This is a genomic window from Cellulosimicrobium sp. XJ-DQ-B-000 (assembly GCF_031119065.1).
GTDB lineage: Bacteria > Actinomycetota > Actinomycetes > Actinomycetales > Cellulomonadaceae > Cellulosimicrobium > Cellulosimicrobium funkei.
In genome coordinates this window covers 109,012-125,973 of the sequence record NZ_JAVHYN010000007.1, presented here as the reverse complement: position 1 = coordinate 125,973, position 16,962 = coordinate 109,012, and the positions used below count along the sequence as shown (strand labels likewise).

The window sequence follows — 16,962 nt, the reverse complement described above, 5'->3', positions numbered from 1 at the left end:
CGGTGGGGTGCCTCCCGGCCCGACCGGGAGGCACCCCACCGAACCCCGGACCGGAGCCCGCACCGCCCCCCGACCCGCACCTCCGTCCCGAACCCGTCCGCACCTGACCCGGACCCGTCCCACCCGAAGGGAGAGCCGTGATCGTCCTCACGCGCTTCAGCTCCGAGCGCATCGCGATCAACGCGGACCTGGTGGCCCGCGTCGAGACCAACCCGGACACGCGCGTGACGCTCATCGACGGCTCGCGCTACATCGTGACCGAGCCCATGGAGGTCGTGATCCGCCTCGTCGAGGAGCACAAGGCGCGCGTGCTCGCGCTCGCGCGCTCCCTGCCCGCCCCCGCCGAGCGCGCACCGCTCGAGGTCGTCCGGTCCGCGCCCGGCGACGCCCCCGCCCCCGGCGACCGCCCGGTCGCCCTCGCACCCCTGCCCGACACGAGGACGAAGTAGGCCATGGACCCCGCAACCATCATCGGCATCCTCGTCGCGTTCGGCTCGCTCATCGCGATGGTGTACCTCGAGGGGTCGCAGATCACCTCGATCCTGCTCCCGGCACCGATCATCCTCGTCTTCGGGGCGAGCATCTTCGCCGCCGTCGCGTCGGGGACGCTCAAGGACTCGGTCCGGGCCTTCAAGACGCTGCCGCGCGCGTTCACGGGCAAGGCGCCGCGTCCCGCGGAGGCCATCGAGGAGGTCGTCCGGGCCGCGGAGATCGTCCAGAACGACGGCGGCCTGCTCGCCCTCGAGGCCGAGTCCCAGAAGACGGACGACCCGTTCCAGCGCAGCGCGCTGCAGTCGCTCGCCGACGGCTCGGACGCCGAGCAGCTGCGCACCCTGCTCGAGGAGCGGATCGAGACCAAGGCCCGCGAGGACGCCGTCGCGTACGACTTCTTCAACGCGATCGGCGGCTACGCCCCCACGATCGGCATCGTCGGCACCGTCGTCTCGCTGACCCACGTGCTGGAGAACCTGTCCGAGCCCGAGAAGCTCGGGCACATGATCGCCGCGGCGTTCATCGCGACCCTGTGGGGCATCCTCTCCGCCAACTTCATCTGGCTGCCCATCGGCGCGAAGCTCAAGCGCCTGTCCGATCTCGAGATCGAGCGGCTCCACGTCCTCCTCGAGGGCTACATGTCGATCCAGGCGGGCTCGCGCGCCCGGGTCATCGACGAGCGGCTCAAGACGATGGTCCCCGAGTGGTCGTTGCCCGAGGACAAGGCCGCCTGATGGCGCGGCGTCGCAGGGGCGGCCACGGCGGCGGGGGCGGCGGTGGCGGGCACGACACGGGCGGCTCCGGCCGCTGGATGGTGTCGTACATGGACATGGTGACCGTCCTCATGTGCCTGTTCATCGTCCTGTTCGCCATCAGTTCGGTCGACCAGGGCAAGTACCAGGAGCTGAAGTCCTCGCTCGCGGAGGGCTTCGGCAACGTCGAGGACGCCGCGGTCGTCGAGGAGGTCGTGGAGAACCCGGCGCAGGAGCCGGTCGACGTCGAGACGGACCTCGAGCGCGCGCTCGACGAGGTGTCGGACCTCTCGGCGCTGCGCGACGCGATGGCCCGCGACCTCGCCGCGCACGGGCGGTCCGACACGGTCCGGTTCGACATCGACGAGCGCGGGCTGACCGTGCGGCTCGTGTCCGCGGACACGTTCTTCTCGCCCGGGAGCGCGGACCTCACGCAGGAGGCGCGGGCGGTGCTCGACGTCGTGGGCCCGGCGCTCGCGCCGACCGCGCACGAGATCCGCATCGAGGGCAACGCGGACTACACCTCGACCGTGACGTCGGTCTTCCCGTCGAACTGGGAGCTGTCGTCGTCGCGCGCCACCGCCGTGCTGCGCCACCTCGTCGAGCAGGACGGTCTCGCCGAGCACCGGATCGCCGCGGTGGGCTTCGGGTCGGCGCGCCCGCTCGCCGAGGGCACGAGCCCCGAGGCGCTCGCGACGAACCGCCGCGTCGACATCATGGTGCTCTCGTCCGCGCCGGAGGCCGTGCGCGCGCTCATCCCGCAGGTGCTCTCGGGGCAGCTCAGCGCGGCGGACGTCCCGGCCGCGGAGGCGGACGCGCGGGCTCTCGCGCGGGCCGCCGAGACGGCGGGGGAGGCGGGCGCTCCGGGGGAGTGACGCGGCCCGTCGAGCCTGCGCGACGTCGCGCAGGCTCGCGTCGTGCGCGCCCGCATAGGAGCGGTCGTGAGCACGACGACACCCGAGCGGGTCCAGCAGCCCGCACCGAGCCGCAAGGTCGAGGTCTACGACTTCCGCCGCCCGACGACGCTCGTCCGCGAGCACCACCGCATCCTCGAGATGGCGTTCGAGAGCTTCGCACGCCAGTGGGGCACGCAGCTCACGGCCCGCGTGCGGGTCGTGAGCCAGGTCAACCTCGCCGCGGTCGCGATGCGCACCTACGACGACTACGTCGCCGAGCTGCCCGTGACGACGACGTTCGTCGTGTGCGAGCTCGAGGGGATCGGCCCGCGCGCCGTCCTGCAGTTCCCGCACACGGACGCCCTCACGTGGATCGCCCACATGCTCGGCGCCGGGCCGTCCATCCCGGTCGTCGACCGCAAGTTCACCGACGTCGAGCGCACGCTCGTGACGTCGCTGCTCACCGAGACGCTGCGCGACCTGCGCCACTCGATGGGCCGGCTGCTCGAGAACCCCCTGCGGATCTCGTCGATCCAGCACAACTCGCAGTTCGCCCAGGCCGCCCCCACCGCCGAGCTCATGATCGTCGCCGAGCTCGACCTCCGCGTCGGCGAGCGCGCGTGCCGGGCGACCCTCGCCGTGCCGTCGGTCGCGCTGCTCCCGCACCTCGGCGAGGCCAACCCGGCGGACGACCCCGCCGACGCGACCCGGCGCACGCGCCAGCACGTCGCGCGCTCGCTCGTCGACGTCACCGTCGAGCTCACCGGCGCGTCCATGACGCCGACCGAGGTGCTGGACCTCGCCGTCGGCGACGTCGTGCACGTCCCCCACGCCCAGTCCCGCCCGCTCGACGTCATCGTCGACGGCCACGTCCTGGCCCGCGGCGCCGTCGGCTCGTCCGGCTCCCGCCTCGCCTGCCGCATCGTCACCACCGAGGAGAACTGACCCATGAGCACCGCCACCCCGGTCGAGCAGTCCGTCGTCGAGGCCGCGTCCGCCGCCGCCCACGCGCTCGTCGAGCTCGTCCCGACCAGCACCCCGCTGCGCGCGGCCCTGCGCGGCGGCGCCCCCGTCGGCCCGCAGGCCGCACGGGCGGTCGTCGCCTCGTACGTGGGGGACTCCGGCACCGACCTCGCGCTCGCCCTCATCGACCAGGACACGCTCGCCGACGCCTCCCAGGAGGCGGCGCTCGACGTCACCGACGTCCTGCGCCCCGCCCTGGAGGCCGCGGGGTCGACCACCGGCGTCGGCGTGCTCGGGGAGGTGCGCGTCGCCGACGCGACCGCGCTCTTCGAGGACCCGGAGTCCGTCGTGTTCGAGCTCTCCACGGACGACGGCCCGACGGCGGGCTGGTTCGTCGTGCGCACGCGCCGCGCGCTGCAGAGCCTGCCCGACGAGGCCGTGACCGGTGCCCGGCTCGCGCGCATCTCCAACGTCGAGATGCGCCTCTCCGTGATCGTGGGCCGCACCCGGATGCCGGTGCGGGACGTGCTCAGCCTCGAGCCCGGCGCCGTCGTCGAGCTCGACCGGTCCGCCGGGGCGCCGGCGGACGTGCAGCTCAACGGCCGCACGATCGCCAAGGGCGAGGTCGTGGTCGTCGACGGCGGCGACTACGGGGTGCGCATCACCAAGATCCTCGACGCGGACGACTGACCGGCATGGACGTCACCACCGTGCTGCGCGTCGCCTTCTCGCTGGCGGTCGTGCTCGGGCTCCTGTGGGTCTCGTACCGCGTCGCGAGCAAGACCTCGCGCTCCGCGCCGCGCGGGCGCCAGGAGCAGCTGACCGTGGTCGCGCGCCAGGGGCTGTCGCAGAAGAGCGCCGCGGTCCTGCTCGAGGCCGGGGGCCGCCGGTACCTCCTCGGCGTGACGGAGTCGTCCGTGACCGTCATCGACGGCCCGTTATCCGTGCCGTCCGACGTCCCGCCCACCGCGGTCACCACGGTCACCGCCGCGGACGCGACGCCCGGTGCCCCGACCTCGGACGAGCCGTCGTTCGACGACGCCGTCACCGCGGCACGGCTGTGGCTCGCACAGCCGCCCGCGAACGGGGACGCCCCGGCGTGGAACGGCGAGCCCGGCTCGGTTCCCGCCGACGTGCCCGCCGACGTGCCCCCGGCCGTCTCGGGGCCTCGGGCCGGGGCCCTCACGACCGCCGTCGTCGCGCCGCCCGTGCCGACGAGCGCCCTGCGCACCTTCCTCGCGCCCGACACGTGGCGCAAGGCCGCGCGGGTCGTGCGAGGAGGTGCCCGGTGACACGCGCCCTCCCGTCGCGCCGCGCGCTGCGAGTCGCGGTGCTCGTCGGGGCGGTCCTGCTCCTCGTCGCGGTCGCGACCGTCCTGCTCGCGCCCCACGCGGGCGCCGCGGTCGTCGACCCGACCGACCCGGCCCCGCCCACCCAGCCGGTCGACCCGCAGGACGGCGGGTCGACGCTCTCGGTGGAGATCAACGGGCCGAACGGCGAGCCGTCGTCGTCCCTCGTGACGCTGGTCGGCATCACGCTGCTGTCGCTCGCGCCGACGCTGCTGCTCATGATGACGTCGTTCACCAAGATCTTCGTCGTCCTCGCCCTGACCCGGAACGCGCTGGGCACCGCCACGGTGCCGCCCAACATGGTCCTCGCCGGGCTCGCGCTGTTCCTCTCGCTGTTCGTCATGTGGCCGGTGTTCGGCGAGATCAACGACGCCGCGGTCCAGCCCTACCTCGACGGCACCACGACCTTCAGCCAGGCGCTCGACGCGGGCGCCGTGCCGCTGCGCGAGTTCATGCTCGCCCACACTCGCGAGGAGGACCTCGCGCTCATGACGCGCGCCGCCGACCTCGAGAACCCGGCGACCCCCGTCGACGTCCCGCTCACGACGCTCGTCCCCGCGTTCGTCATCTCGGAGCTCCGCGCCGCGTTCATCATCGGGTTCGTCGTCTTCGTGCCGTTCCTCGTCATCGACCTCGTCGTCGCCGCGGCCCTCATGAGCATGGGCATGATGATGCTGCCGCCGACGATGATCTCGCTGCCGTTCAAGCTGCTGCTCTTCGTCCTCGTCGACGGGTGGGGTCTCATCACGACGTCGCTCATCGGCTCGTACGGGATGGGTTGACCGTGGAGACCGCCGCCGTCCTCGACGTCGCCACGCAGGCGCTCGTCCTCGCCGCCAAGCTCGCGGCCCCCGTGCTCGTCACGTCGCTCGTCGTGGGCCTCGCCATCTCGATCGTGCAGTCCGTCACGCAGATCCAGGAGATCACGCTCTCGTTCGTCCCCAAGGCGCTCGCGGTCGCCGTCGCGCTCGTCGTGTGCGGCAACTGGATGATCGGCGAGATGGTGACGTTCACGCACGAGATGTTCGACCTCATCCCGTCGCTGCTGAACGGGGGCTGACGTCCCGTGCAGCTCGAGATCGACCTCGCGTGGCTCCAGGCGACGATGCTCGCGGGCGTGCGCATGGCCGCGTTCATGACCATCGCGCCGCCGTTCTCGCACCACGCCATCCCGCGCCAGGTGCGCGCGATCCTCGCGGTGTCGCTCGGGCTCGTGGTCTCCGGTCGTGCCGCCCCGGGGTACGAGGCGACCGGGACCGCGACGTTCCTCGCGCACCTCGTCGCCGAGGCGGTCACGGGCGCGATGCTCGGGACGCTCGTCATGGTCGTCTTCTCGGCGATCACCGCCGCCGGCGCCCACCTCGACCTGTTCGGCGGGTTCTCGCTCGGCATGGCGTACGACCCGCAGACGAACGTCAACGGGTCGCAGTTCACGCGCCTCTTCGCGCTCCTCGCGGTCGTGCTCATGTTCGTCTCCGACGCGTACCAGCTGATGGTGCTCGGCCTCGCCCGCTCGTACGAGGCCGTCCCGGTGGGCGGCCTGGCCGGCGTCCCCGCGGCGTCGTTCGTCGAGGCCCTCACCGGCTCGTTCGTGGCGGGGCTGCAGATCGCCGGCCCGATCGTCGTCGTGCTCTTCCTGGCCGACGCCGGGCTCGGCCTGGTCAACCGGGTCGCCCCCGCGCTCAACGCGTTCGCGATGGGCTTCCCGCTGAAGATCTTCCTCACGCTCGCGCTCGTCGGGACGGTGCTCGTCGCGCTCCCGCATGTCGTCTCGGTGCTCACGGCCGAGGCCGTCGAGCGCATGGGCGGGGTGGGCTGATGGCCGACTCCACCGAGGAGAAGACCGAGCAGGCCTCCGACCGGAAGATGAAGGAGGTCCGGTCCAAGGGCCAGCTCGGCAAGTCGCAGGACCTCACGGCCTGGGTCGGGGTCGGGATCGCCGGTGCGGTGATCCCGCTGACCGTGAGCGCTGCGGCACGGGCCGCGACCGACCAGGTGCTGTCGCTGCGCACCGTGATCGAGAACCCCGAGCCCGCGGTCGCGCTCCAGCTCGCGCAGGACGCGCTCGGTTCCGTGGTGCCGACCATGCTGCCGCTGCTCGGGGCGATCGCCGCCGCCGTGCTGCTCGCGTCGGTCGCGCAGGGCGGCCTGCACCTGAAGCGGCTGAGGCCCGAGGCCGACCAGTTCAACCCGATGAGCGGGCTCAAGCGGATGTTCGGGGCGCAGGCGCTGTGGAACGGCGCGAAGGCCCTGCTCAAGACGACGGTCGTCGGCGTCGTGCTCTACGCGGTCGTCCAGTCCCTCATGCCGGTCCTCCTCGCCGCGGGCGGCCTGCCGATCGCGTCGTTGCTCGAGGCGGCGGGCTCCGGCGTGCGCTCGCTCCTGGTCTGGGCGACGGCGGCGGGCCTCACCCTCGCGCTGTTCGACGTGCTCGTCGTGGCGCGACGCAACCGCAAGAAGACGCGCATGACCAAGAAGGAGCTCAAGGACGAGAACAAGAGCACCGACGGCGACCCGCTCGTGAAGTCGCAGCGCCGGTCGATGGCGCGCTCGATGACGCGCAACCGCATGATCGCCGCCGTGGCCGACGCGGACGTCGTCGTCGTCAACCCGACCCACGTCGCCGTCGCGCTGCGGTACGAGCCCGGGCGCTCCGCGCCGCGCGTCGTCGCGAAGGGCGCCGACCACGTCGCCGCCCGCATCCGCGAGAAGGCCGAGGAGTCGCGGGTGCCGATGGTCCGCGACGTCCCGCTCGCGCGCGCCCTGCACCGGGCGTGCGACGTCGGGCAGGAGGTGCCCGTCGAGCTCTACATGGCCGTCGCGCGCGTCCTCGCGTTCGTCATGGCGCTCACGCGCCGCGGCGCGGCAGCCTCGTCCGTCCCGCACCGCATGGCCCGCCCGGCGATCGCGCCGGGCGAGTGGCCCGCCGCCGACGACGCCCGGGCCGCATGACGCCGCCCGGCCGAGCCGTCGGCGCGCGCTGCGGCGGCCACGACCTGCATAGGACGTCGCGTCAGCAGCCGCCGACGCCCCGGACCCGGAAGGACCAGCGTTCCGCGTGAAGAACCGATCCCTCGCCATGATCGCCGTGCCGCTCGGCGTCGTCGGCATCGTCCTGCTGCTCGTCGTGCCGATCCCCGCGGCCCTGCTCGACGTGCTCATCATCGTCAACATCCTGCTGTCGCTCGTGATCCTGCTGACGTCGATGTTCGTCAAGAAGCCGCTCGACTTCTCGGTGTTCCCGTCGCTGCTGCTCGTCGCGACGCTGTTCCGGCTGGGCCTCAACGTCGCCTCGACGCGGCTCGTGCTCGGGGACGGCTACGCGGGCGAGGTCATCGGCGCGTTCGGCCACATCGTGGTCGACGGGAACCTCGTCATCGGCATGGTCGTGTTCCTCATCCTCGTCGTCATCCAGTTCCTCGTGATCACCAAGGGCGCCGAGCGCGTGGCCGAGGTCGGCGCGCGCTTCACGCTCGACGCGATGCCCGGCAAGCAGATGGCGATCGACGCCGACCTCAACGCGGGGCTCATCAGCGAGCAGGACGCGCGGGCCCGCCGCGCCGAGATCTCCGCGGAGTCCGACTTCTACGGGGCGATGGACGGCGCGTCGAAGTTCGTCAAGGGCGACGCCATCGCGGGCATCGTCATCACGCTCATCAACCTGCTCGGCGGCATCGTGATCGGCGTCGTCATGCACGGCATGCCGGCCATGGAGGCCGTCGACACGTACTCCATCCTCACGGTGGGCGACGGGCTGGTCACCCAGGTCCCCGCGCTGCTCATGGCGGTCGCCACGGGCATGATCGTCACGCGCTCGAACTCGGGCGAGGGCGACGTCGGCTCGCAGGCGTCGAGCCAGCTCGTCCAGTCCCGGCAGGCGCTCGCCATCGCGGGCGTCGCGGCGTTCGCCATGGCCCTCATCGAGGGCATGCCGAAGCTGCCGTTCCTCGTGCTCGGGGTGGGCCTGATCATCGCGGCCCAGCAGATCAAGGCGAGCCAGCGGCGGGCCGAGGTGGCGCGCGCCGCGGCCGAGCAGATCGAGAAGGAGGGCACGCGCAGCGACGGCACCGAGGACCTCCTCGAGCAGATGCGCGTGCACGCGCTCGAGATCCTGCTCGCGCCCGACCTCGTCGACCTGGTCACCGGCGCGCACGACGACCTGCTCGGACGGGTCCGCGCCCTGCGGCGCAAGATCGCGACCGACCTCGGGGTCGTCGTGCCCCCCGTCCGCACGCGCGACTCCCTGGAGCTCCCGGCGTCGACCTACGCGGTGCGGATCGCCGGCGTCGAGGCCGGTCGCGGCCAGGCGCCGGCCGGCAAGGTCCTCGCGCTCGGCGACGACCTCGCCGCGCTGCCCGGGCTGGCGACGGTCGACCCGGTGTTCGGCATGGACGGCAAGTGGGTCCCGGTGGAGATGCGGCACAGCGCCGAGATGGCGGGCGCCACGGTCATCGACCGGGTCTCCGTTCTCGTCACGCACCTGTCCGCCCTCATCGCCGCGAACGCGGCGCGGCTGCTGTCCCGCGAGGACGTGCGCGTGCTCACCGACGAGGTCAAGCGGACCAACCCGTCGGCCGTCGACGAGCTCACGCCGGCTCTGCTGTCGCTCGCGGAGGTCCAGCGCGTCCTGCAGGGGCTGCTCGAGGAGCAGGTCGCCGTCAACGACCTGCCCCGGATCTACGAGGCGCTCGCGCTCGCCGCGAAGCGCTCGACCGACCCCGAGCACCTCGTCGAGGCGGCGCGCGCCGCGCTCGGACCGGCGATCCCGGCCCGGCACACGGTCGCCGGCACGATCCGGGTCGTGACGATCGCGCCCGCCCTGGAGCAGGCGATGCTCGCGGGCCGCCAGCCCGGCGGCGACCAGGGCACCGCGATCGTCGTGGACCCGGCGCGCCTCGACGCGTTCCGCTCGTCCGTGGGCGAGCGGGTGCAGGAGGCCCGGGCCACCGGCGAGGACGTCGTCCTCGTGTGCGCGCCGTCGCTGCGCGCGGCGGTCCGGCGCCTCGTCGCGACGCAGGTGCCCGACCTCGCCGTGCTGTCGTACACCGAGGTGACGGCGGGCAACGCGCTCATCGAGACGGTCGGGGTGGTGAACGATGCCCCGGCGATTGCGGCTCGAGGGTGAGTCCCTCGACGCCGTGCTCGCCCAGGCGCGGCGCCTGCACGGCCCGGACGCGCGGATCGTCTCCGCCGAGCGGGTCATCACGGGTGGCTTCAAGGGGCTCTTCGGGCGGCAGCACTACGAGGTGGTCGTCGAGGTGGGCGACGCGCCGCCCCGGACCGCCGTCGGGCCGGTCCGGTTCCCCGCGGCCCGCCGGGCGGGCATCGCGGCGCTGCTCGACGACGCCGACGAGGGCGACGCGCTGCGCCCCACGCCGTCGGCGGCGGTCGAGGTCTCCACCCGGGGCGACGACTTCGCGGCGCTGCTCGACGAGCTCGTGGCCGAGACGGCGGAGCCGCCGCCCGCGGCCCTCACCGCCCCGCCCGTGCCCGTGTCGCCGCTGCCGCGCGCGGCGCCGGGCGACCTCGTGGCGTTCGTCGGGCTGGCCGCGGACGTCGTCCCGGCGGCCCGCGCGCTGGCGCAGCGGCAGGGCCTGCTCATGGCCTGCGCGGGCAGCGCGACCGACGACGACACCGTACGCGTCGACGACCGCCGCGCGGCGACCGAGGCGCGTGCCCGCGGGGTCCGCGCGGCCCGCGCCACGGTCGTGGCCGTCGGGGTGCGCGTGGACGCGGTCGGGGTGGCGCGGGTCCTCGACGAGCTGGGCGCCGAGCAGGTCGCGGTCGTGGTCGACGCCTCGCGCAAGCCCGCGGACACCGAGCGCTGGGTCGCCGAGGTGCAGCGGCTCGTGCTGGTCCGCGCCATGGTCGTGGTCGGGCGCGAGCTGACGACGACGCCCGACTCCGTGCTCGCGCTCGGGCTCCCCGAGCTGCGGCCCGCAGGCTGACCCGGGCCGCGCCCGCATAGGTCCTCCGAACGGTCAGGATGACACGCGGGACGTCAGGAGGACGTGGCGATGCTGGTGCTGGGACGCAAGGTGGGAGAACGGATCCTCGTCGGCGAGGACGTCGTGGTCACGGTCGTGTCGGTGGGCCGGGACGGGGTGCGCGTCGGGATCGACGCGCCCCGCGAGGTGCGGGTCCACCGGGCCGAGATCGTCGACCAGGTCGCCGCGGACAACCGCGCCGCCGCGCTCGGGGCGCCCGGGGGCGAGGCGCGCGCCCGCGCGCTGCTGGGGCTGGACGCGCGCTCCTGACGCGCCGCACGGGACGTGCGGGGCCCGCGGCGGCGGAGAGCCGCCGTCGGGGGTGCCCGTCCCGTCGGGAGGCCCGCCGGGCGCTACCCGCGTCCCTCGCGGCCGCCGCCGTGGCCCCGGTCCTGCCGGCCCGAGTCCTTGTCGGGGCGCCGGTCGTCGTACGTCTGCGGCTGTGGCGTCACCGTCCCTGGCAGGGACGAGCCGCGTGCGTCGTCCGACCGCGGTGCGGGACGGTCGGGCTTCGGGAGAGCCGGACGCGTGACGGGCGGCCCGGGTCGCACGGGCGTCGGAGCGGGCCGAGCGGCCGGCGCGGGCTTCGGCGTCGGCTTCGGCGACGGCTTCGCTGCAGCCGGCGGCGCGGGCTGGGGCGTGGCCGCCGGTGCCGGCGCCGCTCCCGAGGCCGGTGCGGGTGCCGGCGCGGGCGTCTGCGGGACGGCCGGGCCCGGCGGGGCCGGCACGACCACGGGCAGCGGCTCGACCACGGGCCCGCTGCCGGGCTCGGCGGCGGGCACCTCGACGGCGTCGCCCACCCGCGGACCGACCGGCTCGTCCGCCGGCTCGTCGACGAGCTCGACCGCGGGTGCCGGCGACGGCGCCAGGCCCGTCAGCACCGGGGAGGACAGGTCGAGGCGGACGGACGCGGCGCCGGCGCCGTCGAGCGGCGCCCACGCGGTCGAGCCGGTCCCCGGGGTCGTGCCCAGGAGCACCTGCTCGGGCCGTGCCGAGACGCCCGGGCCACCGCCGACCTCGTCCTGCGCGGGCGCGACGACGACCCCGAACGCGAGCGTCGCGGCCGAGAGCACGGCAGCGGCACCCCAGCGCACGGGACGACCCGGGCCGCTGGTGCGCGCGCGTCCCCGCACCCTGGGCGCACGGCGGCGCTCCTGGCGTGCGGGGGTGTGCGCCGACGAGACCGGCGCTGCAGGCCGGACCGTCGGGAGCACGCGCGTGGCGGTGGCCTCGTCCAGCGGGTGCGGCGTGGGCGGCAGCCCCACCGCCACGGCACCCGCGCGGACGACCTCTCGCGGCGCGGGACGGTCCACGACGGCGGCGGTCTCGCGGAGCAGCAGCAGGGCCGCGCGGTCGGCCGCGAGGCGGTGGCGGTACGGCGGGACGGCGACCGCGCCCTCCGCGGCCAGCGCGCGCACCGCGCGCAGGGCCTCGAAGCGCACCGTGGGCGACCAGGCGCGGCCCTCGGGCGGACGGCGACCGGCGACGAGGTCGTCGAGCACGGCGCGCTGCGCGTCGGTCACCGCCCGCAGCGCGGCGACCTGGTCCGTCCCCGAGACCCCCGCGGCGCGCACGTGCCGCCGGGCGTCGCGCGCGAGCCCGACGGCGTGCGCGGCGACCAGGCCGTCCACCGCGCGCTCGCGCTCGCCCTCCGGCACCGTCGCGGCGACGACGCGTGCGTCCTCGACGACCGAGCGTCGAGGCCCGGGTCCCCCGTCAGACATGTCCTGCTGCCCCCTGTGCTCCTGCGCCCGCCTGCGGCCGCCCCCTGGTCCCCGTGCTCGCCACGGTGCGGTTCTCCTGCTCGCCGCGGTACGCCGCGGGCCTCCCGGCAGGTGCGGGTCGTGGAGCGACGCTCGCGCTCACACGCTGTCCACGGCGTCGAGGACGATGCCGACGTCCCGGAGGTGCTGCGCCGCCAGCACCCGGACCCGGTCGATGTGGGCGACGGTCCGGTGCCGGGGCAGACCCAGCGTCCGGGCGATCCACACGACCGTGTCGTGGCCCGGGAGCGGGCCGCCGCCCCCGTAGGCCTCGGACATCCAGAGCGCCGCGACCCGTCCGCGGACCGGGTCCTCCGCGTGCGCCGCGTCGACGACGGAGCGGACGAGCGCCGGGACCTCGACCGCGTGCAGCACGCAGTCCGCGTGCGCGTCCGTCGTGCGCGCGGAGTCCAGGGCCTCGTCGAACGACAGCGCGCCGCGCAGCACGAGCTCGTCGGCCTCCGTCACGACCATGCCCTGCCGGACGACGTCTGCCCGGTGGGCGCCGAGGCGCTCGTTCGTCGCGCGGACGGCCTCCTCGACCGAGGGTGCCGCGCCGCGCAGCGCGGCGAGCTCCGACCGCGTGCGCGCGAGCTCGCGGCGGCGACGCTGCGCGGCCACCATGCCCGACGCCGGCGCGGTCGCGTGGTCGAGGAACGAGCGGACCCGGGGCCGGGCCGTGTAGACGACGATGGCGAGGAACGAGCGCATGCTGCGCAGGTACGCCGGGTCGCGCCGGGACCGCTCGAGCATCTCCCAGGCGGTCTCCACGACGATCGCCGCGACGTCGTCGAGGTGCTGAGCCGCGGGCACCGAGTTGGTGCGGCACAGGCGCGCCGCGATCCGGCGCCACTGCGTCGCGTGGGCGGCGAGGAGCGCCGAGACCTCGGCGCGGTAGCGGTCGTCGTCCTCGATCGCGACGACGCGGGCGACCTCGTGCCGGAGCGCCCCGGGGTCGTCGTCCTCCTGCGGGCCCTCGTCGACGGCACGCACGGGACGCGCGTCGCGCGCCCGCTGCGGGCGCGGGTCGAGCAGGGTCCGGTCGGTCACGGTCCAAGCATGCGGACCCGGAGGGGCTCCTGGCGCGCGGGACACCGTCTTTCACACCGGACTTCACCCTCAGGTGCCCCGGGCAGCGGGTGATCTCCGCACGCTTCGCCCGCCGCGGGTGTTTCGCGGACGTCGCCACGGTGGGATGCTGTCCTCGGCGACGGGCTCGCCGGCTGGACAGGGCAGGACGAGATCAGGAGGTGGACCGGGTGCACGCAGCGTCCTGCGCTTCGACGGCGTCGCCGTGCCGGGCCGCCGACGCCCCGGGCGGGGTGGTGTCGCGGTGACCCCGGAGGAGGACGGCGCCGGCGCGCCGTGGGACGACACGACCTGGGCCATCTGGGCCGTGGGCCTCGTGGAGCCGCTCATCGACCCCGACGACCGGCTCGCGACCATGGCCGCGATGCGCGCGCAGGCGAAGGCGCACCCGCTGCGCGCCGTGACGCTCCTCGCCGGCGCCCTCACCGACCTCCTGGACTCGTTGCCCGACGACGACCCGTGGCGCCACCTGGACCCCGCGACGTTCGGCACGTACCGGGACGGCCTGGACCTGGTCCCGTCGGAGGCCGTCGTGATCGCCGAGGACATCGGCCTCGCGGCGCTCGCCCGGCCGCTCGGGCACGGCGGGGCGCGGGTCATGAGCGAGGCGCAGCACGGGTGGGAGAACGCCGCGCACGCGGCGAACGAGCTCGAGGACCCGGTGCGCACGCTCACGCGCGCCGTGGCGTGGGCCGCCTGGCGCCGCCGCGTGTACGTGGGCGAGGACAGCTACCCCGTCCTCGTGGTCTTCTCGTGGCTGCCGCGCGCGGCGCTCATCGCCGCGGGGCGCGAGATCGACGACGACCTCGCGCGCGCCGAGATGCGCGCGTCCGCCAAGATCGTCGACGACCTCGTCTGACCGGCCCGGGCCTCAGCGCCCGTCCGTGCCGCTCGCGGGCAGGGGACGCTGGGCCGGGAGCAGCCCCAGCTCGATCCCGCGGGCGAGGGCGTCCTCGCGCCGACGCACCCCGAGCTTCCGGTAGATCGAGCGGAGCTGGCTCTTCACCGTGTTCACGGACACGGTGAGGCTCCGGGAGACGTCGACCGCGGTCGCGTGCCGCATGAGGGTGTCGAGGACGACGACCTCGCGGTCGGACAGGGGCTGGGGGAGGTCGACCGTCGCGGCGAAGAGCTCCGGCACGGGTTCCGCGTCCGCGATGAGGCGCTGCGCCGTCTGGTCCTTGCTCCGTGCCGCGAGCTCGACGAGCGTGAGGAGGTCGTGCCGGGCGGGGAGCGCGAGGGCGAACCGCAGCCGTCGGTCCTCGGCGACGCCGGCGAGCTTGTCCAGGGCGTCGCGCGCCTGCGTCTCCTCCTCGGCGTGCGTGAGGGCGGCGGCGAGCAGGACGGCGTGCGCGGCCCGCAGGCGTGGCGCGGCGGTCCGCGGCGGCGTGTGCGCGACGAGCACGTCCCGCGCGGTGCTCCACCGGCCGGTGAGCAGAGCGACGTGGGCCCGCAGCAGCCAGGTGAGCGACGACGTCGCCGGGGCGACCTTGAGCCAGGAGTGCACCGCGCCGACCTGGCCGCGCGCGAGCCCGAGCAGGCCGCTCACGTAGTCGAGGTGGTCGATGTCGCGCGCGGAGATGCGGCGGCGGCCGCGCTCGGACTCGATGTAGCGGCGCAGCCGCTCGATGCCCAGGGCCGGCTCGAAGGACACGAGGTCGACGTACGCCTGGACCGTGGCGACGACCGGGCGGGTCTCGAGCGTCGCGAGGTGCGGTCGCAGCACGTCGAGGTGGGCCTGGGCGCCGCGGGCGTCGAAGCGCTCGAGGCACACGATCGCGCGGGCGATGCGGTACAGGTGGTCGTCGCGCCCCGCGCGGACCTCGGCGTGGGGCGACGCCTCGATGACCTCGAGGTCGCGCACGGCCTCCGGCAGGTCCCCGCGGAGCGCGAGCACGAGCGCACGCAGCGACAGGCCGTAGAGCGTGCGCGGGTCGACGGCGGGGGAGCCGCCGAGGTCCTCGAGCGTGGCGAGCGCCTCGTCGTCCGCGCCCGCCCGCGCGAACGACATCGCGACCTCGGCGCGGAGCCGGGGCAGCTCGCGCACGAGCTCCCGGCGCTCGTCCACGCCCAGCTCGTCGAGCGTCTGCCGAGCCCGGCGCGCCGGCTCGAGCGCGCGCTGCGTCGCGTTCGTGGAACGCAGCGCGACGCTCTCGAGCACGTCCAGGACGACGCGTTCCGTCGTCGAGGTCGCCCTCGCCCGGGGGCGCAGGGCGGCCAGCGTCAGCTGGTACGTCTCGATCGCCTCGGTGCGCTCCCCGGGGACGCTGTCGTGGTGGATCGCGAGGGCCCCGGCGAGCAGCGGCCAGCGCCGCAGGTCCGTCTGCGGGAGGCCCTTGAGGACGTCGAGGCGGGCCAGCGCCTGCGGCTCGAGCAGCTCGCCCCAGTACCGCGAGACGGCCGAGGACGCGAGCCCGAGGTCGCCCGCGCCGACCGCGTGCCGCAGCGCCTCGACGGGATAGCCGTTCGTCAGGTACCAGCGTGCGGCGGCGAGCTGGGCGAGCCCCCACTCGTCCGGGTGCTCCTCGCGGACGCGCTCCGCCACGAACGTCCGCACCACCGGGAACAGGACGAAGACCCGGCCCGCGGGACGTCGCTCCCACGCACCCAGCCCGCGCTCCTCGAGCATCCACAGCAGCTGCGGTGCCGCGGGCTCCCGCGTCAGCGCCACGGCGAGGTCGGCGGTGAGGACGTCCGCGACCGCGCACCGCCGCAGGACCTGCTCGAGCCGAGGGCGCTCGGCGCCCTCGAGCTGCTTCTCGAGCGCGGCGCGCAGCAGCTCGTCGGCGACCTGGACGTGCGCCGGGGTCCCGTGGGAACCGGCCATCTCCGCGGCGAGCATCGCGACCCGCAGGTACAGCGGCTGGCCGCCGGTGAGGACGTGCGCCTCCGCGGGGTCGAGGTCCACGCCCGCCTGGCGCAGCATGCGGGCCGTCTCGTCCCGGGTCAGCGGCAGCTGGTCCGCCGTGATGACGGTCCGGTCGAGCTCGAGCCCGACCGATGCGGCCTCCAGGGGGGAGACCGTGCTCGTGGCCACGGCCACGGAGAGGTTCGGGCACAGGCGCAGCAGGGCGAGGACGTCGTCGTGGACCGCGGCGTCCGTGACGTCCTGGTAGTCGTCGATGACGACCACGACCTCCCCGGGCACCGCGAGGAACGCGTCGGCCAGCCGGCCGGGCACGTCGTCGGGGGCGAGCTCCGCGGGACCCAGCGCGGCCTCGAACGCCACGAGCCCGGCGCGCGCGGCGCGTCGCGCGACCGCGCGCCAGAGGTCCGTCCGGGACATCTCCGGGATGACGGACAGCCAGAGACCCGGCGTGGCCCGGCGTCGGGACCACTCGGCGAGGAGGGAGGTCTTGCCCGCACCTGCGGGGCCGCGGACCACGCGGAGAGCGGCGTCCACCTCGAGCCGGTCGAGCAGGCGCTCGCGGACGAGCTCGGTGTGCGGGGGGCGTGGCGCCCCGTACAGACGGAACGTCGTCGTGTCCGTCACCGACATGCTGCCTCCGTGCTTCCCCCGCTCCACGGGCGGGCGGACGGACGGCGGCGAACCGCGTCCGGCCACGGCTCCGCCCCGAGAGCCGGCACCGCGCCGTGATCCGCTCTCACCCTAGGCGAGGAGGTGCGCCGGTTCTCGGGGAAGGCGGGTGAAGCGCTCGAACCAGGTCGCC

At 75.0% G+C, this 16,962-nt stretch carries 17 protein-coding genes; 14 read left to right on the top strand and 3 right to left on the bottom strand.

What is annotated here, in order from left to right; genetic code table 11:
• Nucleotides 1–137 precede the first annotated feature (137 nt).
• The 13 genes from RDI86_RS12075 (at nt 138) to csrA (ending at nt 10,709) form a co-directional block, all read left to right on the top strand.
• Nucleotides 138–449, top strand: coding sequence for a flagellar FlbD family protein (locus RDI86_RS12075; protein WP_076403296.1), 312 nt, complete (start codon nt 138–140; stop codon nt 447–449).
• Nucleotides 450–452: 3 nt separating this feature from the next.
• Nucleotides 453–1,226, top strand: a complete 774-nt coding sequence (locus RDI86_RS12070) for a motility protein A (protein WP_021483317.1) — start codon at nt 453–455, stop codon at nt 1,224–1,226.
• Nucleotides 1,226–2,119 carry a flagellar motor protein MotB gene (locus tag RDI86_RS12065; protein ID WP_076403294.1) on the top strand — a complete coding sequence of 298 codons (894 nt, stop codon included), beginning with the start codon at nt 1,226–1,228 and terminating at the stop codon, nt 2,117–2,119. Before RDI86_RS12070 ends, RDI86_RS12065 begins: the two co-directional genes overlap by 1 nt.
• 66 nt (nt 2,120–2,185) lie before the next feature.
• Entirely contained in the window at nt 2,186–3,085 is a 900-nt protein-coding gene (locus RDI86_RS12060) for a flagellar motor switch protein FliM (RefSeq protein WP_061266698.1), read from the top strand.
• Nucleotides 3,086–3,088: 3 nt separating this feature from the next.
• Nucleotides 3,089–3,793 (top strand): flagellar motor switch protein FliN, encoded by a 705-nt coding sequence (gene fliN, locus RDI86_RS12055; RefSeq protein ID WP_076403293.1) that lies wholly within the window; start codon nt 3,089–3,091, stop codon nt 3,791–3,793.
• Between the two features lie 5 nt (nt 3,794–3,798).
• Nucleotides 3,799–4,395 (top strand): flagellar biosynthetic protein FliO, encoded by a 597-nt coding sequence (locus tag RDI86_RS12050; RefSeq protein WP_076403291.1) that lies wholly within the window; start codon nt 3,799–3,801, stop codon nt 4,393–4,395.
• On the top strand, nt 4,392–5,234 hold the full coding sequence (fliP, locus tag RDI86_RS12045; protein WP_076403290.1) for a flagellar type III secretion system pore protein FliP: 843 nt from the start codon (nt 4,392–4,394) through the stop codon (nt 5,232–5,234). Before RDI86_RS12050 ends, fliP begins: the two co-directional genes overlap by 4 nt.
• 2 nt (nt 5,235–5,236) lie before the next feature.
• Entirely contained in the window at nt 5,237–5,512 is a 276-nt protein-coding gene (gene fliQ, locus RDI86_RS12040; protein WP_021482560.1) for a flagellar biosynthesis protein FliQ, read from the top strand.
• Between the two features lie 6 nt (nt 5,513–5,518).
• Nucleotides 5,519–6,271: a flagellar biosynthetic protein FliR gene (locus RDI86_RS12035; RefSeq protein ID WP_043657044.1), complete on the top strand. Its 753-nt coding sequence runs from the start codon at nt 5,519–5,521 to the stop codon at nt 6,269–6,271.
• Nucleotides 6,271–7,404: an EscU/YscU/HrcU family type III secretion system export apparatus switch protein gene (locus RDI86_RS12030; RefSeq protein ID WP_308821476.1), complete on the top strand. Its 1,134-nt coding sequence runs from the start codon at nt 6,271–6,273 to the stop codon at nt 7,402–7,404. The genes RDI86_RS12035 and RDI86_RS12030 overlap by 1 nt, the downstream gene beginning before the upstream one ends.
• 127 nt (nt 7,405–7,531) lie before the next feature.
• Nucleotides 7,532–9,577: a flagellar biosynthesis protein FlhA gene (locus tag RDI86_RS12025; protein WP_061266703.1), complete on the top strand. Its 2,046-nt coding sequence runs from the start codon at nt 7,532–7,534 to the stop codon at nt 9,575–9,577.
• The gene (locus RDI86_RS12020; RefSeq protein ID WP_308821475.1) at nt 9,549–10,400 is read left to right on the top strand and encodes a hypothetical protein; all 852 of its coding nucleotides are present in this window, start codon (nt 9,549–9,551) and stop codon (nt 10,398–10,400) included. The genes RDI86_RS12025 and RDI86_RS12020 overlap by 29 nt, the downstream gene beginning before the upstream one ends.
• Before the next feature lie 69 nt (nt 10,401–10,469).
• A complete protein-coding gene (gene csrA, locus RDI86_RS12015; protein ID WP_061266705.1) occupies nt 10,470–10,709 on the top strand; it encodes a carbon storage regulator CsrA in 240 nt (79 codons plus the stop codon).
• A gap of 83 nt (nt 10,710–10,792) precedes the next feature.
• Here the strand turns inward: csrA and RDI86_RS12010 are convergent, their stop codons facing one another.
• Nucleotides 10,793–12,163, bottom strand: a complete 1,371-nt coding sequence (locus tag RDI86_RS12010; RefSeq protein ID WP_308821474.1) for a hypothetical protein — start codon at nt 12,161–12,163, stop codon at nt 10,793–10,795.
• Nucleotides 12,164–12,301: 138 nt separating this feature from the next.
• A complete protein-coding gene (locus RDI86_RS12005; RefSeq protein ID WP_211932026.1) occupies nt 12,302–13,252 on the bottom strand; it encodes a hypothetical protein in 951 nt (316 codons plus the stop codon).
• A gap of 283 nt (nt 13,253–13,535) precedes the next feature.
• Between RDI86_RS12005 and RDI86_RS12000 the strand changes: the two genes are divergently transcribed.
• A complete protein-coding gene (locus tag RDI86_RS12000; RefSeq protein ID WP_021483189.1) occupies nt 13,536–14,150 on the top strand; it encodes a hypothetical protein in 615 nt (204 codons plus the stop codon).
• A 12-nt stretch (nt 14,151–14,162) separates the two neighbouring features.
• Here the strand turns inward: RDI86_RS12000 and RDI86_RS11995 are convergent, their stop codons facing one another.
• Nucleotides 14,163–16,790 carry a LuxR C-terminal-related transcriptional regulator gene (locus RDI86_RS11995; RefSeq protein WP_308821473.1) on the bottom strand — a complete coding sequence of 876 codons (2,628 nt, stop codon included), beginning with the start codon at nt 16,788–16,790 and terminating at the stop codon, nt 14,163–14,165.
• Nucleotides 16,791–16,962: the final 172 nt, after the last annotated feature.